Source organism: Roseateles sp. P1_C1_2, from assembly GCF_056406535.1.
The window spans coordinates 271,863-295,637 of sequence record NZ_JBFUAB010000003.1; the positions used below are offsets into that span (position 1 = coordinate 271,863).

The window sequence follows — 23,775 nt, forward strand, 5'->3', positions numbered from 1 at the left end:
CACGGCGCCCCACAGGCACAGCCCGAACAAGGAGGAAGCGCTTCGCATCATGTCGTTCTCCCATCTGATTGAACGCTGCTGCTGCATGCCTCAGGCACGCAGCAGCTTGTCTGCATAACGCCAAGTTTGCGGGGCTTGGGGAAACACTGTTGCCAGTGCGGTTTCCGACAGGCCCAGATGGCGCTGCAGCAGCGGCGCCAGCACCTGGCGGAAGTCGGTGCGCACGGCCAGGTCGCGGCCGTCGGCCAGGGCGCTGGCGTCCAGGCCCGGCCATTCGCCCAGCATCTGGCCACCGGCCACCGGGCCGCCCAGCAGCCAGATGACATTGCCGCGGCCATGGTCGGTGCCGCCGTTGCCGTTCTGGCGCAGCGTGCGGCCGAACTCGCTGACGACGACGATGACGGTGTCCTTGTAGGTGTCGCCCAGGCCGGCGGTCAAAGCGTCCAGGCCCTCGCCCAGGCTGGCCAGGCGGTTGGCGAGCTGGCCGCGGGCGGCGCCCTGGTTGACGTGGGTGTCCCAGCCGCCCACGGCCGTGAAGGCGAGCTGGGTGTGGGCGTCCTTGCGGATCAGCTGCCCCAGGCGGCGCGCATCGGCGGCAAAGCTGCGTGCGGACGGCGCGCCGGCGTCGGCGCTCGGGTCCATCGACTTGGGCTCGGCGGCGGCCATGCTGCGGCTCATTTCCTCACGGGCTCGCGAGGTGTCGCGCAGCGTACCGCTGAGCTGGGCGTCGTTGGCGTAGAGCTTGGCCAGGCCGGCCTGCATCTGCGGGTCGTCGATGGCGCGGCGCTGCATCGCGTTGGGGCCCAGGCCGAGGCTGGCGACGCTGGCCGTGCCGGCAAAGATGCGCGGCGGCGTGCTGCCCTGGCTGATGGCGCGCGTCGGCGCCGGCTCACCCGGCAGGGCCGTCAGCAGCCGGTTCATCCAGCCATCCGGCGTGGACTTGCGGCCCGGCGTGCCGGATTCGAAATAGTCCTGGGCGTCGAAGTGGGAGCGTGTCGTGTCGGGCGAGCCACTGGCATGCACGAAGGCGAGCTGGCCGCCGTCCCAGTGGCGCTTCAGCGGTGCCAGGGAGGGGTGCAGGCCGAACAGCGAGTCCAGCTTGATGAGGCCGTCCTCGGCGCCCGGTGCCGCGAGTGCGATCTGCGGACGGCTGGCGGCGTATTCGCGCTCGCCATAGGGCGCGACGACCGAGAGGCCATCCACCGCGCCACGCAGCATGACGACGACGAGCTTTTTCTGCCTGAACTCGCCGTTTTGGCCCTGGGCCTGCACGAGAGACACCGGCAGGCCGCCAAGGGTGAAGGCGCCAAAGTGCAGCAGTTGACGACGCAGCATGGCGGTCACCTCTTCATGAAATCGGGGCTGGCGAGAAGGAGAGCCACTTGCTGTCCGGCGGGCTCACTGGCCAGCGTGCGACGTGTCGGCTCGCTGACCGATGCGCCGAGGGTGCTGGTCAGCTTCTCGGCACTGATGCCACTGCGCTGCCCCAGAGTCGTCGCCAGTTGCACGCGCTGCGTCAACGCCTCGGGGTTGCGCCAAGCGGCGGCCGTGTTCTTGTAGCCATCCGGCGTGGCCGCGCCGTACAGCGGCTGGCCGGCCTGGGCCAGGGCGCCCAGCAGGTTCTGCTGGTTGGCCGGCTGCAGGTCCAGAGCGCGCAGGCTGGACAGCAGGTATTGATAGGGCGTCTTGAACTTGGCCTGGTAGGCCTCGCGGCTCCAGAACTCGTCGGCGCGGATCAGCGTGCGCGTGAACTCGCGCAGGTCGCCGCCGCTGGCCTTGAAGTTGTCGGCCAGCTTCTGCACCAAGCTGGGCGGCGGGTCGTCGGCCACGAAGGCCTGGGCGAACTTGGCGGCTAGGTGGCGAGCCGTGGCCGGGTGCGCGGCCAGCGTGTCCAGCGCGTGTTCTCCCTCGGCCTGGCCGGCGCCCTTCACGGTCTGGCCCAGCCAGGTCTTGCTGCCGTGGTCGTGCTTGCGCGCATCGAACACGAACAAATCGCCCGTGCCGCCCACCAGGGCCTTGCGCGAGTCCAGGCCCCAGCCGGTCAGCATGCGCGCGAGCTCAGTCACGTCATGCTGGCTGTAGCCGCCGTCCACGCCCAGCGTGTGCAGCTCCATCAGCTCGCGGGCGTAGTTCTCGTTGAGGCCGCTGGGCACGCGTGCCTTCAGCTCCGGCCGCTCGGCCAGGAAGCGGCGGGCGCGCTGCGGCGGTTCATAGCCGGCGACGACGCTCTGGGCGTTGTCGAGATAGATCAGCATGGCCGGGTGCCTGGCGGTGGCGCCCAGCATGTCGCGGAAGCGCCCCAGCACATGCGGCCGGATGGCGCGCTGTTCGTAGTCAGCCACGAGGACGCCGACCGCGTTCTTGCCGGCGAAGACGTTGAAGTGGTTGAACCAGAACTCGGTCATCACCTCCTCGAGCTGGGCCGGGCTCTGCAGCGCCCGCGACAGCCGGGCCGTCGCGGCCTGGGCGACGAGGGGGCGGATCTTCTCGCGCACCGCGTTCAGCGCATCGGCATCGGCCTTCATGCCCTGGGCCTGTTCACGGCGGGCCTCGCGGGCCGCCTTGACCGCCTCGCGGTAACGGCCCAGCAACTCGGCCTGGCCGAGCTTGAGGACGTCCAGACCCGCCAGCCGGGTGCTCAGGCTTTCCGGCTGCGGCAGGCGGCGCGGCTCCAGCTGCTCGGTGAGAAAGCGCTCCAGCCATTTGTCGGCACCCTGGGCGGCCATCGCGGCGGCGTCGGCCGGGCGCGGGCCGTAGCCGAGGCGGTTGAGCGCATGCAGGGCGCGCTCATCGGCGCTCAGGGCCGGAGCAGCCACCGCGACCGCCGCCTGGCTGCGGCGCGCCGCCAGCATGACGCCGCTCGCCAGGGCGGCGGCACTGCTCAGCACAAAGCGGCGGTTTTTCATGGGCGGTCTCCGGTGTCCGTCTTTCACCGAAGCATCCTGCCGAGGGCGCAAGGCCTTGTGGCCAATGCGCAAAGATTTGTGTCAGGGCGAGGCTGTTTCCAGCTTCAGCGCTTCCCTAGCCAGTGCTCAAGGCTGCGCAGCGTGGCTGCCACGTCCAGCGGCTTGCTCCAGTAGCCGTCGAAACCATGGCGGCGCGCCAGCTGCGAGGCGACGAATTCGGATTCGGCCGTCACCAGCAAAGCCGGCACGTCTTCGGGCAGGCCGGCTTCGCGCAACTGGGCCAGCAACTCGTCGCCACCGATGTCGGGCAGGCGCAGGTCGCACAGCAGCAGGTCGACACGGCCCTGCGTCACGAGGCGCCGGGCTTCGGCGCCGCTGCGGGCCACCAGCAGGCTGCAGCCCGGGCGCAGCTCCAGGATGCCCTGCATCAGCATCGCGTTGACCGGATCGTCTTCGACGTAGAGAACCTGGCTGGTCGTCATGCCCGCCCCTTCAGCAGCAGCCGGCAGGCGGCCGAAGTTCGGGTCGGTCGGGGTGTTGTCGGCAGGCGAGGCGCATAGCAGCATGGCGTTGGATTTTGCTGCAATTATCAAATCTATTAATACAGACGATCAATGCTCTGCCCCTGAACGGGTGGGGTCGCAGAGGATTTGCCAAATATTGCGCGACGCTTGCCGCGCGCTTGGTCTAGGGCCAGCCGGCGCGGCGTCGCGGGCCCTAAGTGCGCCGGCGCAGTTCCGCCACGGCCCGGGACAGCGGCAACCAGCCTTCCGGCAGGGGGCGACCCGGCGCCCAGTCCGCGGCGGCCGTTTCCAGCACGAGGGCCTGGGCGGCCAGGCTGGGGTGGCCCAGCAACTCGAGCACGGCTTTCAGGCCATGGGCGACGCGGCGCAGCGCCGGCGCGTCGCCACTGGCGACGGCCGCATTGCCTTGCGCGAGATCGTCGGCGAAACGTTCGAGGCAGCCGGCACGAAAGCTCTCGTACAGGCCACGGTCGCCGCCGAAATGCTGCTGCACCGGGTCGACACCGATGACGGCCACGGCGGGCGCTGCGCTGGCGCCGCGGCCACCCAGCAACTCGCCGATGGTGTCCAGCAGCTCGGCCAGCGGCACGGGCTTGCGCAGCGTGCGCACCACGCCGAGCGCCGCCAGGGCGGCATGGCGTTCGGGGTGCACGCCGGCACTGAAGACCACCCAGGGCGGTGCGCCGGCCGACTGCGCCAGGCCCTCGGCCAGCAGGGTTTCGGCCGAGCCGTCGGGCAGCATCAGGTCGCTGATGACGAGCTGCCAGCCGCCTGCCGCCAACGCCGTGCGCGCATCGGCCAGGCGGCGCACGACCGTCAGTTCGACCGCGGGCGCGGCGGCGTCATGGCCGGGCAATTCCTCGAGCGCCAATTCAACGAAACGGGCGATCGACGCATCGTCCTCGATCAGCAGCAGGCGCGCGGCCATTGCTGGGTGCGCACTCAGGCCGGCTGGGCCTGGGCGGCCTCGACCAACAGCCGTGGCAACTCGGTGACAAGGGCCGTCTTGTGCACCAGCGGCACACCGTCCAGCGCAAAGGCATAGGGCGCGCGCTGGGCTTCGTCCAGTGCGGTGACGACGATGAGACGGCTGCGCGCGAACTGCGGGTGCGAGCGCAGGCTGGTGATCAGCGCCGCGCCGTCGATGCCGGGCAGCAGGATGTCGATGAGCAGCACGTCTGGTTCCAGGCGGCCGGCCATGGCCAGGCCGGCGATGCCGTCGGAAGCGACATGCAGTTCGGCCTCTGGCAACTCGCGCTTGACGACCAGGCTGATGAGGTTCTGGAAGTGCACGGAGTCTTCGATGAGCAGCAGCGTCACGGGCCGCGCGCCAGCCCGTGCGTCGGCTGGCAGCGCTGTCGACGCGGCACCCGCGCGGGCGGCGAGCCAGGCCTCCAATGAGCTGCGCAGGATGCGGCGATGGCCACCGGGGGTCTTCCAGGCCTGCAACTCGCCGCGATCCACCATCAGTTGCACGGAACGCACCGCCATGCCCAGCTGTTGGGCGGCTTCGGTGGTCGAACAGGTATCGGGCACGGTCGGGGCGCGGTTCACCCGCCATATTTTGCCGAATTTGCCAGCAATGGCCGAGTCGGCATATTTGATAAAACTGATTGCGCTCGGAGAATGCGAGATCTGCCAGGAGCTCGCCATGCTGCCCACCGCCATCCTCGACCTGCCCACGCCACCGCTGACGCTGCCGCCGCCCGAACCCGCCGCGGACCGCAGCGCCCATCGCGTGCGCCTCGGGCATCTGGCCGAAGCCCTGGCCCTGCGCCTGGGGCTGGACGCCGACAGCGCCCGCCAGCTGCGCCTGGCCGCCCCGCTGCACGACGTCGGCGAGCTCGACGCCGCCGACAGCTGCACCGAACCGCCCTGGCCGCTGACGCGGGACCAGGAGCGCCACCGCCGGCAGGCCCAACCGCGCCGCGGCGCGGCCCTGCTCGCGGGTTCCAGCCTGCCGCTGTTCGCGCTCGCGGCCGAGATCGCGCTGCACCACCGCGAGCGCTGGGACGGCAGCGGCTATCCCGAGGGGCTGCAGGGCGAGACCATCCGGCTGTCTGGGCGTATCGTTGCCGTCGTGGACTATTTCGACGCGCTGACCATGCCCCGCAGCTACCGCCCGGCCCGCGCCGACGACCGCGCGCTGGCGATGCTGGCGGAGCAGGCCGGCAGCGCCTTCGACCCCGCCATCGTCGCCGCCTTCCTGAGCCACGCGACCGAGCTGATTGCCCTGCGCGACCACGTCAACGCGATGCGCCCGGGAGCCCAGGCATGAGCCGGCTGGCCGCCGCGCTGCTCGGCCTGCTGGCCGCCACCACCGCCTGCGCGGCACCCGCCGCCACCGCCTCGCAGCGCGTGCAGGAAAGCGGCGAGCTGCGCGTGTGCATCTGGCCCGACTACTACGGCGTCTCGCTGCGCAACCCGCGCACCGGCCAGCTCGCCGGCATCGACATCGACCTGTCGGCCGCCTTCGCCGCCGACCTCAAGGTCAAGCCGGTCTATGTCGACTCGTCCTTCGCGACCCTCGTCGACGACCTGCAGCGCGACCGCTGCGACATCGCCATGTTCGCCGTCGGCATGACGCCCCAGCGCGCCCAGGTGCTGCGCTTCAGCCGGCCCTACCTGGAAAGCGACATCTATGCGGTGACCACGCGCAGCAGCCGGGTCGTGAAGCAATGGCAAGACCTGGACCGCCCGGGCGTGCGCATCGCCGTGCAGGCCGGCACCTTCATGGAACCCGTCATGGCGGCGGCCCTCAAACAGGCTAACCTCGTCGTCGTGCGGCCGCCGGACACGCGCGAGCGCGAGCTCGAGGCCGGCCGCGTGGATGCCTTCATGACCGACTACCCCTACAGCCGCCGACTGCTGGACAACGCCGACTGGGCCCGCCTCGTCGCGCCGCCCACGCCCTTCTTCGTGCTGCCCTATGCCTATGCCGTCAAGCCTGGCGACGCCGCCTGGCTGGCCACGGTGGACGAATTCGTCAGCCGCATGCAGCGCGACGGCCGGCTGCAGGCCGCCGCCAAACGCCACGGCCTCAGCGCCATCGTGCGCAGTAACTGATGCCCCCCGTCCAAGGCGTACCTTGGCCGGTCTTGCAGACCGCGCCGCAGCTTGCGCCGCAGCCCTTCGGCAGGCACACCGCGCCCACTGGGCGCGCCGTGTCCGGCCTCAGCCCCCGAGGGGGCGGCGATGCTCGCGGCGTCGAACCGCGAGCACATCGCCGGTGGGGCCGGCTCGGGAGCGGCCCAGCGCTCGGCCCGCAATACCCGGCTTCGTGCGTCCTGGGCTGGCGCGAATGTGCAATGGGCAGCTGAGATGCCACACCGCAGCCGCTGGCGCCCAAGCATCATCATCGCCAGCGCCGGCGTCCTGCTCGCGGCCACGCTGCTCGCCGGCGCGGGCTACAGCATCTGGCGCGAGAAGCGCGAACTGACGACCGAGACCGCCGCCCGCCAGGCCCTGCTCGCCCGTGTGCTCGAGGACCACGCCAGCCGCAGCCTGGACGCCACCCAGCTGGCCCTGGCCGGCCTGGCCGACGTGGCCGAGCGTGGCGCGCCGCCCGAGGTGCTGCAGGCCCTGCTGGGCCAGACCCAGGCCAGCCTTGGCTTCCTGCGCGGCGTCGCCCTGCTCGACGAGGCCGGCCACGTGCTGGCCGCGGCCGACCCGGCCGACCGCGGCGCGCAGATCGTGACGGCCCGCCTCGGCCCCTGGCCGGCGCTGGGCCAGGACGCCCTCGGCGGTTTCGTCGCCGCGCGCAGCCTGGCCGGCCTCGCCGGCGTCGCACCAGGCAGTCCGGCGGCCGCCGTGCCGCCCGGCGTCGGCTTCATCCCGCTGCTGCGTGGGATCAAGTTACCCGACGGCCGCCCGGCCCTGCTCGCCGCCCTGCTCAACCCCGACGCGCTGGCCACCTTCCAGGAGCTGACGCTGAACGACACGCGCGCCGCGGCCGCCCTCGTCGACCTGGATGGCCGGCTGCTCGCCGCCACCGCCGGCGCCGACCACCTCGCGGGCGAACGCCTGGACTCGCTGCAAAGGCCCACCGGGCCGCTGGCACGCGTGCGCACCGGCAGCGAATACGGCCGCTGGGACGGCCCCGGCCTGCGCGACRCCGAGCAGCTCGGCGCCTTCCGCGCGCTGCGCAGCCGCCCCCTCGTCGTCGTCGTCGAGCTGCCACTGGACGATCTGCACGCCCAGTGGCTGTCCACCATGCGCGATCTCGGCCTGCCGGCCATCGGCCTTGCCGCCGCGCTGCTGGTGCTGTCGGCGGTGGGTGCCGTGGCCCAGCATGCGCGCGAGCGCTCCCTGCTGCAGCTCGACCAGGCGCAGCGCCAGGTGGCCGAGCGCGAGCGCGAGCTCAGCGCCATCTTCGGCAGCGTGCAGGACCTGCTCTTCCGCACCGACGCCGCCGGCCACCTGACCTTCATCAACGAGGGCTATGCCCGCCTCAGCGGCCATCCGGTGGCCCAGGTGCTGGGCCGGCCGCTGCAGGACCTGTTCGGCGGTGCAACGGCCGTGGCAGCCTTGTTCTCGGCCGGCGACGTGCACGACGCCAGGCCGCACGAGCTGCGCGCCGACTGGATCGCGCCCGACGGCCGGGCGCGCAGTTTCGAGATCCACCTGGTGCCGCTGCGCCGCCAGGCCGGTGTCCTCGAATGGGTGGGCAGTGCCGCCGACGTCAGCGGCCTGGTGCGCGCCCAGGCCGAGTTGCGCGCCCAGCTCGGCCTCGCGCGCTCGCTGCTCGCCAGCAGCCCGCTGCCCATGTCGGTGCTGGATGGCGAAAACCGCTATCTCGACGTCAACCGCGCCTGGGAGCAGTTCACCGGCCGGCGCCGCAGCGAAGTGCTGGGCCGCAAGGCCGCCAGCTATCTGCGCCCCGACGAGGCAGCCCTGCATGAAAGCCGCGATGCCGAGCTGCTGGCCCGCGGCGGCGAGATGAACTACGAGGCCGTCTGGCATGGCAGCGACGGGCGCCGCCGCGATCTCTACGTGAGCAAGTCCACCTTCCCCGACGCCCATGGCCGGCCGATGGGCCTCGTCGTCTGCTTCATGGACATCAGCGAGTTCCGTGAAGCCGAGCGCGCCACCCGCTCGGCCCGCGACGCGGCCCTGCACGCGTCGCGCGCCAAGTCCGACTTCATCGCCAACGTCAGCCACGAGCTGCGCACGCCGCTGCAATCCATCCTCGGCTTCTCGGAGATCGGCGTGCTGCGCGCCCGTGCCGAGCCCCGCCTGGCCGAGCTTTTCGGCGACGTGCACCGCGCCGGCCAGCGCATGCTCAGCCTCGTCAACGACCTGCTCGACCTCAGCAAGATCGAGCGCGGCGCCGAGCCGCTGCAGCCCGAACGCCTGGACCTGCGGCCGCTGGCGGTGGAGGTGGGGCGCGAGCTCGAGCCGCTGCTGGCCGCGCGCCAGCTGAGCCTGGCCATGGCCCTGGGCGACGAGGACCTCGTCGTGCTGGCCGACCCGCGGCGCCTGCAACAGCTGCTGCGCAATCTGCTGGCCAATGCCATCCGCTTTTCGCCTGTCGAGGGCCATATCGAACTGACCGCCTGGCACGACCAAGAGGCCTACGAAGTGCGCGTTGACGTGGCCGACCGTGGCCCGGGCATTCCACCGGACGAGCTGGAAAGCATCTTCGAGGCCTTCGTGCAGTCCAGCGCGACGCGCAATGCCGCCGGCGGCACCGGCCTGGGCCTGGCCATCTGCCGGCGCATCGCCGAGGCCCACGACGGGYGCATCTGGGCCGCCAACCGCAAGGACGGCGGCGCCGTCATCTCGCTGGCCCTGCCCGCCGCGCGCTTTGGCGATACGTCGCCGGCGCCGCTATAGACGCTAGATGCGCCCCATCAGCAGCAACACCAGCACGATCAGCAGCACCAGGCCCAAGCCGCCCGAGGGGCCATAGCCCCAACCGCGGCTGTGGGGCCAGGTCGGGATTGCGCCGACCAGCAGCAGGATCAACACGATCAGCAGAATTGCACCGAGACTCATAGCCATCTCCTCTTGATTGCCAAGTGGTTCAGGCGACGCGACCGGAGCCGGCGTGCCGTGAGCCTGCACCGACTCTCCGCGCAAGGGCGGGCGGCAGGTGTAGGACTCGACGCTCACGTGAGCCTCCAGGAAGCTGAACAGTGCCGGACGTGACAGCCGCTGCCGGGCCGACGGCACAGAATCCGCGCCAGCCACCGGAGCCCGACATGAATGCACGCGCCAGCTTCACCCGCATGGACGAAAGCACCCGCGAGGACTGGGGAGTCATCGTGCCCGAGGCCATCAGGATGTCCCGCACCCTGCCCGACCGCGTGCTCGAGCACCTGCGCCTGCTGGACGGCGACTTCGGCGGCTTCCCGGTCGACCGGCTGACGCACTGCCTGCAGACAGCCACGCTGGCGCACCGCGACGGGCGCGACGAGGAGTACGTCTGCTGCGCGCTGCTGCACGACATCGGCGACACGCTGGGCTCCTTCAACCACCCCGACATCGCAGCCGCCATCCTCAAGCCCTTCGTGACCGAAGAGAACCTCTGGATGGTGCAGCAGCACGGCATCTTCCAGGGCCACAACTTCTTCCACCACATCGGCCTGGACCGCGACATGCGCGAGCAGTTCCGCAGCCACGCCCACTTCGAGCGCACCGCCGAGTTCGTCGAGCGCTATGACAACCCGGCCTTCGACCCGCAGGCCGAGGCGCTGCCGCTGGCCTTCTTCGAGCCGATGCTCAGAAGACTGATGGCGCGGCCGCGGCAGTCCATCTACAAGTCGGCGATGCAAACCTGAGGCGCCCCTCACAATGCCTGGCGGTTGATGACGCCGAGGCGAAGGCATTCGCTTTCGCAGGCGGCATGGCCGACAAGGGAGGCCCCATGCATCAGGATCTTGAACGCCAGGTCGCGCTGCTGCTCGATCCGAACGACGACACCGACGTCGATGGCGAAGCCCTCTGGCAGAAGCTTGGTGAAGCCATCGCGGCCGCGCCCGACGACGGCGCACTGCGCGAATTGCGCCTGCGGGTGGCGGACGCCTTCGGCATGCGCGCCGAGCACCTGGCCGACCTGCAGGCCCTGGTGCGCCTGCGCCCCGACGATCTGGACCGCGCGCTGGATCTGGCGCTGAAGCAGCACCGCTGGGCCTTTTTCTTCTCCGTGGATGATGAAGATGCGGCCGAGCCCGACGGCGAAGACCGTTGCGAGTTGGAACAGCGGGCGGCACGCGCTCGGATGATGGCGCTGGCGCAACGCGCGTCGGCCGACGCGGCCTTCCAGGAGCGGCTGTTGCGGCGCTGGGCGGACGACTTCATCTCCGCACCCTGGGACAGGCTCACGCTGGCGCTGCAAGCCTGCGCCGCGCATGCCGGCCATCCGGGCCTGCGCCGCCAGCTGGCGCTGGCCTGGGCGGGCCTGAGCGGCCAGGGGCCGGACTTCGAGCTGGCTGAGGGCAAGCAGCCCATGGGCTTCGCGGTCGACGTCTACGGCGCGCTGCACGACGCCGGCGCCGCCGCCCGGGCGCTGGCCAGCATCGACGAGCTGGCGCAGCAAGGCGTGGAGGACGCCGAGCTGCTGTCGGTGCGGGCGAACCTGCTGCGGGGCCTCAGCCGCTTCGATGCCGCCGCCGAGGCCTTCGAGCAGGCGGCCCTGGCCCATGACCGGGAGGCCGCAGCACAGGCTGACGTCGAAGCCGCGCAGGAGGCCCAAGACAGCGCCGCCCAGGCCCGCCAGGATGCCGCACTGTGCCGCCAGGGCCGCACCGCGCTGGGCAGCAGCCAGATGGATGCCATGGACGACGCGCTGGCCGGCTGGAACCAGCGGCTGCCCGGTGGCCGCGGCCACGAGGCCTTGAAGGACTGGCAGGCCGAGATGCAACAGCGCATGAACGAGATCGGCGCCGAGTGGGATCGCGCCCGTCCCGCCATCCGCGAAGCGGTGCAGACCCCCGACGCCACGGCCCTGGCTGAAATGCAGGCCATGGCCGACAAGCTGGCCCGCAGCCTGAAGGGCCTGCTCGCCTTCGAGCCGTCCGGCGCCCAGGCCTGGGACGGGCCTCGCGCCGACATCGACCCGCGCCTGCTCGCTTTTGAGGCCGAAGTGCAGGCCCTGGGCCTGGCCCACGTGGCCTGGGTGGAAACGCCGGCCTACACCCGCCACTTCGGCGCCTTGACGCTCAGCGGCGCCTGGTCCACGGCCAACGGCGATGCCACGGTGATCTGCACCGCCGTGGCTGCCCTGCAGATCTCCGAGGTCGAGACCGAGCTGGACGATGGCCGCCAGCTCATCACGTCACGGGGGCGCGGGCGCAACTACTTCTTCGGCGGACCGCAGATCGACATCCTGCAGGTGGACGCCAGCCTGCCCCTGCCCCAGCTCATCGCGTTGCATCAGGCCCGCGTGGCTCTGGCCCTGTCATTGCAGCCGGCCCGGGCCGTCCGACCCTGGCGCAACGCCACCGACTACCTCGGTGGCCAGGACCGGCAGCGCCAGGCCAAGCTGGCGTATCGGCTGCAGGTGGGCTGCGACGACGTCGAGGCGCGGGGCATCCCGGTGGACTACCCCGAATTCTTCGTGCCCCTGATGCGCGAAGCGGCGCTGGCCTTCGTCCGCCAGGCCGCGGCAGAGCGGGGTCTGCCCTAGGCCTTCTGGTTGGCCTTCACGGCCGCCTTGATCAGTGCCTTCAGGGCCGGCTTGTCGATCTTGCCGCCCTCCTTGAAGTCGATGGCGCGGCGCACATGGCCTTCCAGGCTGGAGTTGAAGAGGCCCTTCGGGTCGGCCAGGGACGCGCCCTTGGGGAAGGTCATCTTCACGGCACTCTTGTAGGCCTCGCCGGTGCAGACGATGCCGTCATGCGACCAGACCGGGTTGCTCCACTTCCATTCCTCGACGATGTCGGGGTCGGCCTCGTGGATCAGCGCGCGCAGCGCGGCCAACGTCTCGCCACGCCAGCCGCCGAGGCTGGCAATCCGTTCGTCGATCAGCGCCGCGGCGGGCGGCGCGGTGGGGGTCTTGCTCATGGGGGGTTCTCGAAGCGAAGCCAGGCTCAAGCCTAAACCCACTTCAGCGCAGCATCAGCAGGCCCAGCAGCGCGAACACGCCGTACAGCGCGCGCTGGAAGACGAGGCCGGGCAGGCGCTGCCGCAGGCGGGCGCCCAGGCTCATGCCGGCCAGCGCGGCGAGCAAAGCCAGGCCACTCGCCACGGCGTCGGGCGGCGCCGCCGCCTCCAGCCCTCCCAGGCGCGCGGCCAGCGAAAGCGCAGCCAGCGTGAAGCTGATGCCCAGTGCCTGGATCAGCTGCGGCCTTCGCAACTGCAGTGACTGCAGATAGGGCACCAGCGGCAGCACGAAGACGCCCGTGGCCGCGCTCAGCGCGCCGCCGAGGCCGCCGGCCAAGGCGCCAAGCCAGAGCGCATGCCGGCCCGGCGCAGGCAGCTGCGGCCGTGCGAGGCCGAAGAGCCCGTAGGCCAGCAGCACGACGCCCAGCACCCGGCGGGCCTCGCCATGGCCCGAGCCCAGGCCCGGCACGGGTGCGAACAGCGTACCCAGCACCAGGCCGGCCCACAGCGGCCACAGTCGGCGCAGCAGCATGCCGCCATGCGGGCCCAGGCACTGGGCGATATTGGTCAGCAGCGCGGGCAGCAGCATCAGCGCCGCGGCGGCCGCGCCGGGCATGCGCAGGCTCAGCAAGGCCATCGCCAGCGTCGGCAGGCCCATGCCGGAAACGCCCTTCACGAAGCCCGCCAGCAAGAAGGTCAGCGCCACCCAGGCCAGCATGCCGGCCGACAACCATTCGATGTCATCCATGCCGGCATGGTCGGCGCGGCGCCGGCCTGCGTCCATCGCGCACTGCCGCGCATATCCTCAGGCATTGCCGAAGGATGAGCCATGACCGAGCGCAATCCGCATTACCGCATCGACCCCTTGGACCTGCGCCTCTTCGCCGCCGTGGCCGAAGGCCGCACCATCACGGCCGGCGCGCGGGCGGTGCATCTGTCGCTGGCGGCCGCCAGCACGCGGCTGCAGCGGCTTGAGCAGGCGGTCGGCGCCCAGCTGATGCAGCGCGCCAAGACCGGCATCACGCTGACCGACGCCGGCCGCACGCTGCTGCGGCACGCCGGCCGGCTACAGCGCGAGATGGAGGCACTGCATGCCGGCATGGCCGGCCATGCCCATGGTGTGCGCAGCACCGTGCGTCTGCTGTGCAACACCGCGGCGATCAGCGAGCATCTGCCGCCGCTGCTCGGGCCCTTTCTCGCCACCCATGCCGACATCGACGTCGAGCTGCGCGAGCTGGACAGCCAGGACGTGCTGTTCGCCATGCGCCAGGAGCGTGCCGATCTGGGCATCGTGGCTGACTATGTCAATACCGAAGGATTGGCGACGCGCCCCTTCCGCCAGGACCAACTCGTCGCCGTGCTGCCCGCCGCGCTGGTGAAGGGGCGTGCGCGTCCCATCGCCTTTGCCGAGTTGATGGGACACCCCTTCGTCGGGCTGCCGGCGGAGGCGGGCCTGAGCCGCTTCCTGCAGGCTCGCGCGCTGCAGCAGGGCCGCGGCCTGCACCATCGCGTGCAGGTGCAGGGCTTCGACGCGTTGTTGCGCCTCGTCGCCGATGGCGTCGGCGTGGCCGTCGTGCCCGCGTTGACCGCGTCGCGGCTGGCGTCTCCGCAGGTCTGCATCCGCCCCTTGAGCGATACCTGGGCCGTGCGTCAGCTGCTGCTGTGCTTCGGCGAACTCACACCCGGCGCCGCCGCGCTGCTGGACGAGCTAGTCGTGCAGTGAGGACAGGAACTGCTTGAGCTCCGGCGTCTGCGGCGCGCCGAAGATCCCGGCCGGCGGCCCGATCTCGTGCACGCGGCCCTGGTGCATGAAGATGACGCGGTCCGCCACCTTGCGGGCGAAGCTCATCTCGTGCGTGACCATCAGCAGCGTCATGCCCTCATCGGCCAGCGTCTCGACGACCCTCAGCACCTCGCCCACCAGTTCGGGATCGAGCGCCGAGGTGATCTCGTCGCACAGCAAAACCGCTGGCTCCATCGCCAGCGCGCGGGCGATGGCGACGCGCTGCTGCTGGCCGCCGGAGAGCTGGTCGGGCATGGCGTCGAATTTCTCGGCCAGGCCGACGCGCGCGAGCAGCTCTCGCGCCAGCTCGGCAGCCTCATGGGCGCTGCGCTTCTTCACCAGCGTCGGCGCCAGCATCACGTTGCGGCCCACGCTCAGGTGGGGGAAGAGGTTGAAGCCCTGGAAGATCATGCCGACCTGCTGGCGCAGCGCGCGCATGGCCATGGCGCTCTCGTAGAGCAGGGGCTTGCCGTTGACAGTCAGCGAGCCGTCCTGGAACTGCTCCAGCCCGTTGATACAGCGCAGCAGCGTGCTCTTGCCCGAGCCGCTCTTGCCGATGATGGCAATGACCTCGCCGCGCAGGACGTCGAGGTCGATGCCCTTGAGCACCTCGTTGGCGCCATAGGACTTGCGCAGCGCGGTGATGCGCACGATGGGAGCGCCAGGCACGACGGGCGCGGCCTGCAGATCGTCAAGTTGGGCGGCCATGGGCTTTGCCTTCCAGATGTTGTGCAAACAGGCTGACGGGGAAGCACAGCGCGAAATACAGCAGCGCCACGCAACCGAAGACGAGGAAGGGCTTGAAGCTGGCGTTGGCGATCATGCTGCCGGCCTTGGTCAGCTCGATGAAGCCGATGACCGAGGCCAGCGCCGTGCCCTTGATGACCTGCACCAGGAAGCCGACCGTCGGCGCGATGGCCAGGCGAGCGGCCTGCGGCAGGATGACGTGGCGCAGCTGCTCGCCGAAGCTCAGCGCCAGGCTGCGTGCCGCCTCCCACTGGCCGCGCGGCACGGCGTCCACGCAGCCGCGCCAGATCTCGACGAGGTAGGCGCTGGTGTAGAGGGTCAGCGCCAGCGCTGCGGCCGTCCAGGCCGATACCTCGATGCCCAGCAGGGCCAGGCCGAAATAGGCGAGGAAGAGCTGCATCAGCAACGGCGTGCCCTGGAAGAGCTGCACGTAGAGGGCAATGGCGACCCGCGTGCGCGCGCCAAGGCGCAAGCGCAGCGTCAGCAGCAGGCCGCCCACCAGGCCGCCGCCGATGAAGGCGATGGCCGACAGGGCCACCGTCCAGCGCAGCGCCAGCAGCAGGTTGCGGACGATGTCCCAGAGGGTGAACTCGATCATGCCGACCGCCTGCCGAAGATGAAGCGCGGCCCGGCCCAGGTCAGCAGCTTGCGCGCCATGATGGCCAATGCCAGATAGGCCAGCGTCGCGATGATGAAGGCCTCGAAGGCGCGGAAGTTGCGGCTCTGGATCAGGTTGGCCGCATAGCTCAGCTCCTCGGTGGAGATCTGGCCGCAGACGGCCGAGCCCAGCATGACGATGATGATCTGGCTCGTCATGGCCGGCCACACGCGCTGCAGGGCCGGCGGCAGCACGACGCGCGTGAAGACCTGCACGGGGCTGAGCGCCAGGCTCTGCGCCGCCTCCCATTGCCCGCGCGGCGTGGCCTGGATGCCGGCGCGCAGGATCTCGGTGCCATAGGCGCCGAGGTTGAGCGTCATCGCGATCAGCGACGCGGCCTCGGGTGACAGCTTCACGCCCGCGGCGGGCAGGCCGAAGAAGATGAAGAAGAGCTGCACGATGAAGGGCGTGTTGCGCAGCAGTTCGACATAGGCGCCCAGCAGCCGGCGCAGCCACGTGGGGCCGCTGGCGCGCGACCAGGCACCCAGCGTGGCGATGACCAGGCCCAGCGGTGTGGCAACCAGCGTGAGCCCCAGCGTCCAGGCCAGCCCCTTCAGCAGCAGCGGCCATTCGGCCAGCACCGCGAGGAAGTCGAAGCTGATCATGGTCGGCTCAGAGCGGGAGGTCGCCCGTGCCGCGGCCCAGCCACTTCTTGGACAGCGCCTCCAGCTCGCCCGCCGACTTGGCCGCCACGATGATGTCGTTGACCTTGGCCAGCAGCGCGTCCTCGCCCTTGGCCACGCCGACAAAGCAGGGGCTGTCCTTGAGCAGCAGCTTGTATTCGGTGTTCAGCCCCGGGTTGCGCTGCATCAGGTTGCCGGCGACGGCGGCGCTGGTGGCCAGCAGCTGGGTCTGGCCCGCGGCGAAGGCGGCGATGGTGGCGTTGTTGTCCTCGAAGCGCTTGTATTCCAGCGTGGCCGGCGCGACCTTGGCCAGCTCCTGGTCCTCCATCGCGCCGCGCGTGACAGCCACGCTCTTGCCGCCCAGGTCGGCCCAGCTCTTGATGGGCAGGCTCTTGGCCGCGAACACGGCCTGGTAGAAGGGCGCGTAGGCCGCGCTGAAGTTGATGACCTTCTCGCGCTCGGGGTTCTTGCCCAGCGTCGAGATGACGAGGTCGGCCTTCTTGGTCTGCAGATAGGCAATGCGGTTGGCGCTGGTGACCGGCACCAGTTCCACCTTCACGCCCAGCTTGGCCGCGATGAGCTGGGCCACCGCCACGTCCAGGCCCTGCGGTGCCATGTCGGGGCCGACGAAGCCATAGGGCGGGTAGTCGGTCGGGATGGCGATCTTGATCGTCTTGCTCTTGGTGATGGTGTCCAGCGCGGTCTGGGCCTGGGCAGCGGCGGCCAGCAGGCTCAGGCCGGCGATCAGCATCAGGCGGCGGGAAAGCGTCGGGGTCATAGCAGGGCTCCTAGATAAACAGGATCAGCGGGTTCAGCGGATTCGGACGTGACGGACGGGGGAAGAGGCGCCAGCGCCTCACGCAACTGCTGCAGTGGGTCGTCATCGGCGGGCAGGCGCAGCGCGGCCTGCACGCTGCTGAGGTGCTCGGCCATCAAGGCTTCAGCGCGGGCGCTGTCGCCGGCGGCCAGGGCCGCGACGATGGCGACATGGTCCTGGCAGGACAGGGCCGCGTCGTGCGAGGACTGGTAGCGCATCGCGATCAGCGTCGTGCGCGCCGTGAAGTCGCGCAGCGTGTCGGCCAGCAGGCTGTTGCCCAGGCATTCGGCCAGGCAGACGTGAAAGTCACCGAGCAGGAAGCTGCGCGTGCCGACGTCTTCGCCGCGCAGCGCCGCCTGCTCCTGCAACAGATGCTGGTTCAGGCGCGCAATCGCATCGACCGGCAATTGCGGCTGGCCGCGGATGAGCCCGAGCTCGATGACGCGGCGCGCCTCGAAGGCCTCGCGCACCTCTTCCGGGCTCGGCGCGATCAGATACCAGCCGCGCCGCGCGCTGACCGTGACGATGCCGCGCGCCGCCAACCGCGTCAGCGCCTCGCGCACGATGGTGCGGCTGCAGTCGAACAGCAGCGCGAGTTGCTGCTCGCCCAGGCGCGCACCGGGCGCGAGCTTCTGCGCGAGCACCGCTTCGACGATGCGCTGGCTGATGTCGGTGGCCGAAATGCCCATGCGGTGGCTCTTTGCAGCTTCCGTGCCAGCGCGCTTCAGGCTTGTATGCAAGCCGGGCGCACAAGATTTGGGCCGACTCGCCGCTTCGTCGCACTGTCACGGTGCCGAACAGCCCCAAGGCGAATCGGGGTGTTCCCCATCGGCTACACCAACGGCTGCGTCATCCCACCGAAAGGCCAGTCATGGACCTGCAACTGAAGAACCGCCTCGCCCTCGTGTCCGGCAGCACCGCCGGCATCGGCTTTGCCATCGCGCAATCGCTCGCCGCCGAGGGCGCGCGCGTCATCGTCAATGGCCGCATGCAGCCGGCGGTCGACGCGGCCGTCACGTCGATCCAGGCCACCACGGGCCGGCAGGTGCTCGGTTTCGCCGGCGACCTCAGCCAGCCCGACGTGGCCGAAGCGCTGGTGCGCCAGCACCCCGGCATAGCGATCCTGGTCAACAACCTCGGCATCTTCGAGGCCAAGCCCTTCGAGGACATCCCCGACGCCGACTGGCAGCGCTTCTTCGACGTCAACGTGCTCAGCGGCGTGCGCCTGGCGCGGCTGGTGCTGCCGGCGATGAAGGCGGCCGACTGGGGCCGCATCATCTTCATCTCCAGCGAAAGCGCCGTGCAGATCCCGGCCGAGATGATTCACTACGGCATGACCAAGACCGCCCAGCTCGCCGTCTCGCGCGGCCTGGCCGAGTCCCTGGCCGGCACCGGCATCACCGTCAACAGCGTGCTGCCTGGCCCGACGCGCTCACGCGGCGTCAACGACTTCGTCGAGCAGGTCTCCAACGGCAAGTCCTTTGCCGAGTTCGAGACCGAGTTCTTCGAGAAGGTCAGGCCCACCTCGTTGATCAAGCGTTTCTCGACGCCCGAGGAGGTGGCGGCCATGGTGACCTATGTCGCCAGCCCGCTGGCGTCCTCCACAACCGGCGCGGCGTTGCGCGTGGACGGCGGCACGACGAAGAGCGCCTTCTAGGGAGGCCAGTCAGGCGCCGAGGACTGCTTCGGGCGGGGTACGGTCCTCGCGTGGGTGCGTTCGGCTGACGGATTCCGACCCCGAGCGGAAGTAGCGCTCGGCCCGATGAACCGCCCCAAGGCTGACGTTCAACGTCGGAAATGACCTGCGGGCCATAGGCGGGCGAAGCCCGCCGCGTGGACGTCCGTGTCGATTGACTAGTTATGTCGCACGCCAACCGAACGCAAGATTGGGAACATAGTTCTTTTCGTACTTCGCTCGAAGCAGCTCGCGACCGATCCAATGCTGCACGGGATAGTTAGATCTCGCAAGGATCATCCACCAAGCTTTTAGGCCCGGAGAGCCCGTGCTCTGAGACGCAAGCGTGTGAATGCCATCCCAAAACTCTGAGCCACCTCGGAGACGGAAAAATCTGACCATGTACCAGAAGTCCCTCCGAATTTGGCGATGCAGATGGCCCATTGCCGCGACTTCGAGCCGCCGCAAGTGTTTGGCACCTAGTTCCGCTGCCTTAAGCCGCCCCCATATCGCCTCTTTCATGTATCCAGACCTGAAGTGGAAAGGGTCCGCTTCAAGAAACGAAACGGCCGTCTCGACTTCCGCGGAGTCCAGCGACATGAGAGCTTGCCAATGCGAGTCACCACCCGGATATGAAAGAGACGCATAGCGCGCATGGAACTCGGCGCAAGCACGGGACCAAGCCTCGCGTTGAGCCGGCGACTGCCCTCGTGTTGCAAATGTCTCATTGATCCGCGCGTAGAGATCACGAATGACAGCGGAATTGGCGCGGATTTCCGCCGCGGCGTTACTCATGCGACATAACGCGCAAACTCAGCGGACGGCGAAGGGTTGGACGACAAACCGGTGGTCATCGGTTCTGCTCCCAGTGATTCGCAGCATTTGCCAAGACCTCGCAATCGCAGGAACCGCCCTGGCCCTTCAGCCAGTCGATCACTGAAGAAGCGGATTGCCGATGCTCTCCGATCCACTGCTCGGTGAACCGCAACGTGTGATCGCACCCTGAACTACCGACCCTCGCGTCCACCGTGTCGAATAGCGACTCCAACAATGCGTCGGGCATCGGGAACGCAACTCTTGCGGCCTGCTTCTGCTCCAGCTTCCATTCCTTCTTGCGATCTCTGTCGTTGGCGTTCATCAGACTCAGCTCCTTGCAGCCCAATGTTTGACATGAGCTGCGTGACCCGGCTTGCCGGGGCACGTCAGCTCGATGCAAGGGTTATGATTGCCGACGCGAGTTGGCTCAATCGACTGGTTAGGGCGCTTCACGGCTCGGGCTCCCCGAGACAATACCAAGACTTGACGCCCTCAAGCCTCGCAGCCTTTGCGAGCGTCTCGTCAGCAGTTACCAAGACAGTCTGAGAGTCATTCGCCAGATGGGAGAAGTAGCCTTCTTTCACGCTCAGAATCTGAAAAGCATCAGAAAGATCAAGTGAGTAGCGATCGACCAGTTCGCGAACCTTGAAGAAGGTCACCGGCTCCTTTAGATCGATGTCCTGGGCGTAACGGGAGCTCGCCCCGAACCACGCAACGAGCCGAAAAGCCGCTTCCGCGTATTCGGCCTGGTTGATCTCTTTGCGGTACAGCCACTTGACCTTCAGCACGTTGAGTGCCTCGTAGAAGCAGAACGGCGTCGTGTATTTCGTGGGTGATCGATTGTTGAAGTAGTCCCGAACTAGCTCACTGCCGGTCTCCCGCGTGAACACCTTTATCAACGCGGAGGCATCGAAGCAGTTTGCTCGGGGGGCAGGAGACATCATGTATTGGCGCCCTAACGAATGAAAGGGACTTCCCCGTCCCGAACTAGCCGCATTGCGGCAAACGGCAACCAGGTGCCACGATGGGAAGTGCGATCTCTCATCAACTCATTCGGAAGGGGAAGTCCATGACGATTCTGACCGTGGGTATCGACCTCGCCAAGAACGTTTTTGCGGTTCATGGCGTCAACGAGGCCGGCAAGGCCRAGTTGGTGCGCCCTGCCGTGCCGCGAGACAAGCTCCACGAGCTCATCGCCAGCCTGCCGCCGTGCGTCGTCGGCATGGAGGCCTGCTCCGGCGCCCACCACTRGGCGCGGCTGTTCCAGGACTCGGGCCACACCGTACGGCTGATCGCGYCCAAGTTCGTCACCCCCTACCGCATGACGGGCAAGCGCGGCAAGAACGACGCGGCCGACGCCGCCGCGATCTGCGAGGCCATCCAGCGCCCGCACATGCGCTTCGTGCCCATCAAGAACCTCGAACAGCRGTCGCGCCTGATGGTGCACYGTGCCCGGCAAGGGTTCGTCGAGCAGCGCACCGCCACGCTCAACCGCATCCGAGGCCTGCTCAGTGMGTTCGGCATCGTGCTGCCGCTCAAAGCCGCCACCGTGCGCCGCCGAGCCTGCGAGTGCTTGGAAGACCTGCCCGGCTACGCCAACACCGTCATCGRTGATCTGCTCAGCGAAGTGACCCGGCTGGACGAGCGCGTGGCGCAGTACGACGCCCACRTCCAGGCCATGGCCAAAGACGACGAGCGAGCCCGGCAGCTGATGCAGCTCGGCGGCGTGGGCCCCACCACCGCCACCTGCCTGCTGGCCATGATCGGCAACGGGCACGACTTTGATTGCGGGCGGCAGTTCGCCGCCTGGCTGGGCCTGGCGCCCGGGCAGTACAGCTCGGGTGGCAAGACCCGGCTGGGACGCATCACCAAAGCCGGGGACGCCTACCTGCGCAGCCTGCTGGTGCTGGGCKCCAAGGCGYTGCTGGCGGCGGCCAAGAACAAGGCCGATCCCATCAGCCGCTGGGCCGTAGCGCTGGCCGAGCGGCGGGGCTACTGGCGCGCGGTGGTGGCGATTGCGGCCAAGAACGCGCGCATGRCCTGGGCGGTGCTCAGACGCGGCGAGGCGTTTGCATTGCCCGCGTGACCTCGCCCCATCGCGCCAACCATCGAACCARAAGGAACACAGAACCACCGCCGTGTGACGGCAAGCGTTGATGACAACAGGTTTRGMCCTGCGCGGGGAGTGACCGATGAATTCAAGGGCGGCATCAGCTCGCCGGCTAACGAATGGGTCCCTGCGTGCGTCCTTCATCAGGGTCCGCGGCTACYMATCGCCGCAGCAATGACCGTTTGTAGTTTGGCCAGTCCGCACCTCGTTGTTCTTGCCAGCATCCTCCGACACCACGGCTGCAGGTCTTGAAGGGAATACAGATGAAGAAATGGCCCGCAGTGCGGGCCATCTAGGCTTGGTTCGGCTTGACTACTGGGGAAGCCCTTGTAGTTTGAGTTCAGCGGACCAGCCAGCGAAGCTGGCGCAGGTCCGCTGCAATGAATGGTTAGGCGGCTCGAAACGTTTTAAACGCATAGCTGATGGCCACCAGATGAATTGCCCCGCTAGCAGCCTCTGGAAGCAGAAGAACAAGCGCCAAGGATGGCTCGCCAACGACATAGAGAACCGCCCCGAAGACAAGAAGATGGCCGAAAAGTGAAGATAGCCAGATACGTAGCCTTTGCCTGGATTCGTATTTGCCAATGGAGCTCAGGTAGTAGAACTGCGCGACGTAGACGCCTAAGCAGGCTGCAGCCAGCACCAACCAAATGGATCTCGTCGCAATAGCGAAAGCTAACGCGACGGCCACGGCGAGTACGACGATTGAGCCACCCAGCAGGCCAACGCACCACTTGGCCATACGCTCTTCCATCGCGGGCGCCTTGTGTCTCGGCACGAACTGCATCAAAGCCGCCTAACGTCGGAGTTGACCAGCAACCGGTGGAAAGGACCGAAGCGAAGCGAAGGACCGCCGCTGGGAGTCCGTGTCGAACGACCTGTTAGCCAGCACCGCCGCCGACTCCTCGCGCGATGCGCTCCCACCGTTCAATGTCGTCATCAGAAAAGCCTCCGCCCCAAGACCGCCCGCTGGCTAGTTCGACTTCGAATGGCACCCACTGGTCATCGATTCCGGTCCAGGCGACGCCAGAAATTCGATCACCCTCAATACGCACTCGACCAAATCCATCCAGGGAGAGCCTCTTTGTGTGCCACAGGATACCGGCTGGCCCAAACCGGGCCAGCGCGAGCCCCTGCCTCGTGAAGACCCAGCCCGGAGGGTTGTCCACTGGAAACGCTGAGTCGATCGCTAGCAAAAGCTCTTGCGCCGAACGGTTCGCGACGTCAACGGCCCAAAGATCGCCGGATGCGACTACGACGGCATCCCGACCATTCGGATGGAGTTCCGCAAGCTGAATGCCAGCAATCCCGGGTTGGAAGTTCGCGACCCAGAACTCTCCACCTGTCATGAACTCAACAACGGTGCCCTCCCGTCCGGTCCTTCCCCATTCCGCCGGGAATGGAACTGCTGTCGGGCCGTAGGGTGGGAGCCCGGGGAGGAGGTTCACAGCGAGCGTCATCTGTGCAGGCTAACGTGCGCGCTAAGCGGACCAGCCAGCGAAGCTGGCGCAGGTCCGCTTGAGCAACCGGTTATGCGGCGGCGTGGCAAGGCACATAGAAGCCCCAGACACCGTTCGAGAGTTCGGTAGCGGCAAAGCGTATGGTGTTTCCATCCGACGTTACCTCGTAGACGCAGGCACGGTGGCGCTCGTGGCGATACGACGGGTGCGGTACGACGACGGAACCTTGCTCGACTCTCCGCCAGTGGTGGACATGCAGCCATGGGTTGATGCCGCCAATGGATACCGCAGCACCTTCGAATCCGACATGCGCGGGCTCCCATCCTTCAGTGAAGTCGTCAAGCTGCATAACGTGGAAGGTGAGCGGCGCCACGCAGTGGCGTCCGTTCTAGTGACAGGTTCTCTGGAGCTTCTGCGGGGCACTTTCTGACGGGGTTTAGCGCACCACTCTGTGCGCAAAACAGCCTACGCAAGGCTGATACGTTCACGCTGCGTTGCTGGCTCGTCCGCACCAAGCCCGCTTGGGCGTGCGCGCCTGCTACGCAGCGCAAGCTAGCAGTTTTTCGATGCTGTATAAACATACAGTCGCCGATTTATCCTGTTAGGTTTTC

25 protein-coding genes are annotated in these 23,775 nt (G+C 68.5%); 8 read left to right on the forward strand and 17 right to left on the reverse strand.

Features of this window, described 5'->3' with window-relative positions; all coding sequences use genetic code 11:
• Positions 1–90: 90 nt before the first annotated feature.
• From AC1D2H_RS04455 to AC1D2H_RS04475, 5 genes are all read right to left on the reverse strand, one after another.
• Positions 91–1,335 carry a DUF1501 domain-containing protein gene (locus AC1D2H_RS04455; RefSeq protein ID WP_477931336.1) on the reverse strand — a complete coding sequence of 415 codons (1,245 nt, stop codon included), beginning with the start codon at positions 1,333–1,335 and terminating at the stop codon, positions 91–93.
• Between the two features lie 5 nt (positions 1,336–1,340).
• The gene (locus AC1D2H_RS04460) at positions 1,341–2,906 is read right to left on the reverse strand and encodes a DUF1800 domain-containing protein (protein WP_478010033.1); all 1,566 of its coding nucleotides are present in this window, start codon (positions 2,904–2,906) and stop codon (positions 1,341–1,343) included.
• A 104-nt stretch (positions 2,907–3,010) separates the two neighbouring features.
• On the reverse strand, positions 3,011–3,472 hold the full coding sequence (locus AC1D2H_RS04465; protein ID WP_478010034.1) for a response regulator: 462 nt from the start codon (positions 3,470–3,472) through the stop codon (positions 3,011–3,013).
• Between the two features lie 151 nt (positions 3,473–3,623).
• Complete coding sequence (locus AC1D2H_RS04470) at positions 3,624–4,358, reverse strand: response regulator (RefSeq protein WP_478010035.1); 735 nt, start codon at positions 4,356–4,358, stop codon at positions 3,624–3,626.
• Between the two features lie 14 nt (positions 4,359–4,372).
• Positions 4,373–4,921 carry a response regulator gene (locus AC1D2H_RS04475; RefSeq protein WP_478010054.1) on the reverse strand — a complete coding sequence of 183 codons (549 nt, stop codon included), beginning with the start codon at positions 4,919–4,921 and terminating at the stop codon, positions 4,373–4,375.
• Positions 4,922–5,081: 160 nt separating this feature from the next.
• On the opposite strand from AC1D2H_RS04475, the gene AC1D2H_RS04480 reads away from it, so the two are divergent.
• The 3 genes from AC1D2H_RS04480 to AC1D2H_RS04490 all read left to right on the forward strand — a co-directional run bounded on the left by AC1D2H_RS04480 (position 5,082) and on the right by AC1D2H_RS04490 (position 9,265).
• Complete coding sequence (locus tag AC1D2H_RS04480) at positions 5,082–5,708, forward strand: HD-GYP domain-containing protein (protein ID WP_478010036.1); 627 nt, start codon at positions 5,082–5,084, stop codon at positions 5,706–5,708.
• Positions 5,705–6,496 carry an ABC transporter substrate-binding protein gene (locus tag AC1D2H_RS04485; protein ID WP_478010037.1) on the forward strand — a complete coding sequence of 264 codons (792 nt, stop codon included), beginning with the start codon at positions 5,705–5,707 and terminating at the stop codon, positions 6,494–6,496. Before AC1D2H_RS04480 ends, AC1D2H_RS04485 begins: the two co-directional genes overlap by 4 nt.
• Positions 6,497–6,751: 255 nt before the next feature.
• Positions 6,752–9,265 carry an ATP-binding protein gene (locus AC1D2H_RS04490; protein ID WP_478010038.1) on the forward strand — a complete coding sequence of 838 codons (2,514 nt, stop codon included), beginning with the start codon at positions 6,752–6,754 and terminating at the stop codon, positions 9,263–9,265.
• Between the two features lie 3 nt (positions 9,266–9,268).
• On the opposite strand, the gene AC1D2H_RS04495 is transcribed toward AC1D2H_RS04490, so the two are convergent.
• A complete protein-coding gene (locus AC1D2H_RS04495; protein WP_477931948.1) occupies positions 9,269–9,427 on the reverse strand; it encodes a DUF3309 family protein in 159 nt (52 codons plus the stop codon).
• Positions 9,428–9,633: 206 nt separating this feature from the next.
• On the opposite strand from AC1D2H_RS04495, the gene AC1D2H_RS04500 reads away from it, so the two are divergent.
• On the forward strand, positions 9,634–10,212 hold the full coding sequence (locus tag AC1D2H_RS04500) for an HD domain-containing protein (protein WP_478010039.1): 579 nt from the start codon (positions 9,634–9,636) through the stop codon (positions 10,210–10,212).
• Between the two features lie 86 nt (positions 10,213–10,298).
• Positions 10,299–12,059: a hypothetical protein gene (locus tag AC1D2H_RS04505; protein ID WP_478010040.1), complete on the forward strand. Its 1,761-nt coding sequence runs from the start codon at positions 10,299–10,301 to the stop codon at positions 12,057–12,059.
• On the opposite strand, the gene AC1D2H_RS04510 is transcribed toward AC1D2H_RS04505, so the two are convergent.
• Positions 12,056–12,436 (reverse strand): DUF1801 domain-containing protein, encoded by a 381-nt coding sequence (locus AC1D2H_RS04510; protein ID WP_478010041.1) that lies wholly within the window; start codon positions 12,434–12,436, stop codon positions 12,056–12,058. The two genes, AC1D2H_RS04505 and AC1D2H_RS04510, sit on opposite strands and share 4 nt — an antisense overlap.
• Before the next feature lie 43 nt (positions 12,437–12,479).
• Positions 12,480–13,259 (reverse strand): sulfite exporter TauE/SafE family protein, encoded by a 780-nt coding sequence (locus AC1D2H_RS04515; protein ID WP_478010042.1) that lies wholly within the window; start codon positions 13,257–13,259, stop codon positions 12,480–12,482.
• A gap of 45 nt (positions 13,260–13,304) precedes the next feature.
• Here AC1D2H_RS04515 and AC1D2H_RS04520 point away from each other — a divergent pair, with 45 nt between their 5' ends.
• Positions 13,305–14,198, forward strand: coding sequence for a LysR substrate-binding domain-containing protein (locus AC1D2H_RS04520; RefSeq protein WP_478010043.1), 894 nt, complete (start codon positions 13,305–13,307; stop codon positions 14,196–14,198).
• Here the strand turns inward: AC1D2H_RS04520 and AC1D2H_RS04525 are convergent.
• Genes AC1D2H_RS04525 through AC1D2H_RS04545 form a run of 5 tightly spaced genes read right to left on the reverse strand, consistent with a single transcriptional unit; the run spans position 14,184 to position 17,792 of the window.
• Positions 14,184–14,966, reverse strand: a complete 783-nt coding sequence (locus AC1D2H_RS04525) for an amino acid ABC transporter ATP-binding protein (RefSeq protein WP_477931953.1) — start codon at positions 14,964–14,966, stop codon at positions 14,184–14,186. The two genes, AC1D2H_RS04520 and AC1D2H_RS04525, sit on opposite strands and share 15 nt — an antisense overlap.
• Positions 14,950–15,603, reverse strand: a complete 654-nt coding sequence (locus AC1D2H_RS04530) for an amino acid ABC transporter permease (protein WP_477931954.1) — start codon at positions 15,601–15,603, stop codon at positions 14,950–14,952. The genes AC1D2H_RS04525 and AC1D2H_RS04530 overlap by 17 nt, the downstream gene beginning before the upstream one ends.
• A complete protein-coding gene (locus AC1D2H_RS04535) occupies positions 15,600–16,268 on the reverse strand; it encodes an amino acid ABC transporter permease (protein ID WP_477931955.1) in 669 nt (222 codons plus the stop codon). The genes AC1D2H_RS04530 and AC1D2H_RS04535 overlap by 4 nt, the downstream gene beginning before the upstream one ends.
• 7 nt (positions 16,269–16,275) lie before the next feature.
• Positions 16,276–17,064, reverse strand: a complete 789-nt coding sequence (locus AC1D2H_RS04540) for a transporter substrate-binding domain-containing protein (protein ID WP_478010044.1) — start codon at positions 17,062–17,064, stop codon at positions 16,276–16,278.
• Positions 17,061–17,792 (reverse strand): GntR family transcriptional regulator, encoded by a 732-nt coding sequence (locus AC1D2H_RS04545; RefSeq protein WP_478010045.1) that lies wholly within the window; start codon positions 17,790–17,792, stop codon positions 17,061–17,063. Before AC1D2H_RS04545 ends, AC1D2H_RS04540 begins: the two co-directional genes overlap by 4 nt.
• Positions 17,793–17,974: 182 nt before the next feature.
• Between AC1D2H_RS04545 and AC1D2H_RS04550 the strand changes: the two genes are divergently transcribed.
• A complete protein-coding gene (locus AC1D2H_RS04550; protein WP_478010046.1) occupies positions 17,975–18,760 on the forward strand; it encodes an SDR family NAD(P)-dependent oxidoreductase in 786 nt (261 codons plus the stop codon).
• 868 nt (positions 18,761–19,628) lie between these two features.
• On the opposite strand, the gene AC1D2H_RS04555 is transcribed toward AC1D2H_RS04550, so the two are convergent.
• On the reverse strand, positions 19,629–19,916 hold the full coding sequence (locus AC1D2H_RS04555) for a DUF2695 domain-containing protein (RefSeq protein ID WP_478010047.1): 288 nt from the start codon (positions 19,914–19,916) through the stop codon (positions 19,629–19,631).
• Positions 19,917–20,043: 127 nt separating this feature from the next.
• On the reverse strand, positions 20,044–20,535 hold the full coding sequence (locus tag AC1D2H_RS04560) for a type II toxin-antitoxin system VapC family toxin (RefSeq protein ID WP_478010048.1): 492 nt from the start codon (positions 20,533–20,535) through the stop codon (positions 20,044–20,046).
• Positions 20,536–20,663: 128 nt separating this feature from the next.
• Here AC1D2H_RS04560 and AC1D2H_RS04565 point away from each other — a divergent pair, with 128 nt between their 5' ends.
• Positions 20,664–21,680 carry an IS110 family RNA-guided transposase gene (locus AC1D2H_RS04565; RefSeq protein WP_478010049.1) on the forward strand — a complete coding sequence of 339 codons (1,017 nt, stop codon included), beginning with the start codon at positions 20,664–20,666 and terminating at the stop codon, positions 21,678–21,680.
• Positions 21,681–22,092: 412 nt separating this feature from the next.
• Here AC1D2H_RS04565 and AC1D2H_RS04570 read toward each other — a convergent pair whose 3' ends face one another.
• Together AC1D2H_RS04570 and AC1D2H_RS04575 are read right to left on the reverse strand one after the other, a co-directional pair.
• The gene (locus AC1D2H_RS04570) at positions 22,093–22,491 is read right to left on the reverse strand and encodes a hypothetical protein (RefSeq protein ID WP_478010050.1); all 399 of its coding nucleotides are present in this window, start codon (positions 22,489–22,491) and stop codon (positions 22,093–22,095) included.
• 743 nt (positions 22,492–23,234) lie between these two features.
• Positions 23,235–23,537 (reverse strand): hypothetical protein, encoded by a 303-nt coding sequence (locus AC1D2H_RS04575; RefSeq protein WP_478010051.1) that lies wholly within the window; start codon positions 23,535–23,537, stop codon positions 23,235–23,237.
• Positions 23,538–23,775: the final 238 nt, after the last annotated feature.

Coding starts and splice junctions, on each gene's coding strand:
- AC1D2H_RS04465 (WP_478010034.1), bottom strand. CDS start 3,472: ATGCTGCTATGCGCCTCGCCTGCCGACAACACCCCGACCGACCCGAAC.
- AC1D2H_RS04495 (WP_477931948.1), bottom strand. CDS start 9,427: ATGAGTCTCGGTGCAATTCTGCTGATCGTGTTGATCCTGCTGCTGGTC.
- AC1D2H_RS04555 (WP_478010047.1), bottom strand. CDS start 19,916: ATGAACGCCAACGACAGAGATCGCAAGAAGGAATGGAAGCTGGAGCAG.
- AC1D2H_RS04515 (WP_478010042.1), bottom strand. CDS start 13,259: ATGGACGCAGGCCGGCGCCGCGCCGACCATGCCGGCATGGATGACATC.
- AC1D2H_RS04560 (WP_478010048.1), bottom strand. CDS start 20,535: ATGTCTCCTGCCCCCCGAGCAAACTGCTTCGATGCCTCCGCGTTGATA.
- AC1D2H_RS04485 (WP_478010037.1), top strand. CDS start 5,705: ATGAGCCGGCTGGCCGCCGCGCTGCTCGGCCTGCTGGCCGCCACCACC.
- AC1D2H_RS04570 (WP_478010050.1), bottom strand. CDS start 22,491: ATGCAGTTCGTGCCGAGACACAAGGCGCCCGCGATGGAAGAGCGTATG.
- AC1D2H_RS04470 (WP_478010035.1), bottom strand. CDS start 4,358: ATGGCCGCGCGCCTGCTGCTGATCGAGGACGATGCGTCGATCGCCCGT.
- AC1D2H_RS04520 (WP_478010043.1), top strand. CDS start 13,305: ATGACCGAGCGCAATCCGCATTACCGCATCGACCCCTTGGACCTGCGC.
- AC1D2H_RS04535 (WP_477931955.1), bottom strand. CDS start 16,268: ATGATCAGCTTCGACTTCCTCGCGGTGCTGGCCGAATGGCCGCTGCTG.
- AC1D2H_RS04510 (WP_478010041.1), bottom strand. CDS start 12,436: ATGAGCAAGACCCCCACCGCGCCGCCCGCCGCGGCGCTGATCGACGAA.
- AC1D2H_RS04545 (WP_478010045.1), bottom strand. CDS start 17,792: ATGGGCATTTCGGCCACCGACATCAGCCAGCGCATCGTCGAAGCGGTG.
- AC1D2H_RS04475 (WP_478010054.1), bottom strand. CDS start 4,921: ATGGCGGTGCGTTCCGTGCAACTGATGGTGGATCGCGGCGAGTTGCAG.
- AC1D2H_RS04480 (WP_478010036.1), top strand. CDS start 5,082: ATGCTGCCCACCGCCATCCTCGACCTGCCCACGCCACCGCTGACGCTG.
- AC1D2H_RS04460 (WP_478010033.1), bottom strand. CDS start 2,906: ATGAAAAACCGCCGCTTTGTGCTGAGCAGTGCCGCCGCCCTGGCGAGC.
- AC1D2H_RS04530 (WP_477931954.1), bottom strand. CDS start 15,603: ATGATCGAGTTCACCCTCTGGGACATCGTCCGCAACCTGCTGCTGGCG.
- AC1D2H_RS04505 (WP_478010040.1), top strand. CDS start 10,299: ATGCATCAGGATCTTGAACGCCAGGTCGCGCTGCTGCTCGATCCGAAC.
- AC1D2H_RS04525 (WP_477931953.1), bottom strand. CDS start 14,966: ATGGCCGCCCAACTTGACGATCTGCAGGCCGCGCCCGTCGTGCCTGGC.
- AC1D2H_RS04500 (WP_478010039.1), top strand. CDS start 9,634: ATGAATGCACGCGCCAGCTTCACCCGCATGGACGAAAGCACCCGCGAG.
- AC1D2H_RS04540 (WP_478010044.1), bottom strand. CDS start 17,064: ATGACCCCGACGCTTTCCCGCCGCCTGATGCTGATCGCCGGCCTGAGC.
- AC1D2H_RS04455 (WP_477931336.1), bottom strand. CDS start 1,335: ATGCTGCGTCGTCAACTGCTGCACTTTGGCGCCTTCACCCTTGGCGGC.
- AC1D2H_RS04550 (WP_478010046.1), top strand. CDS start 17,975: ATGGACCTGCAACTGAAGAACCGCCTCGCCCTCGTGTCCGGCAGCACC.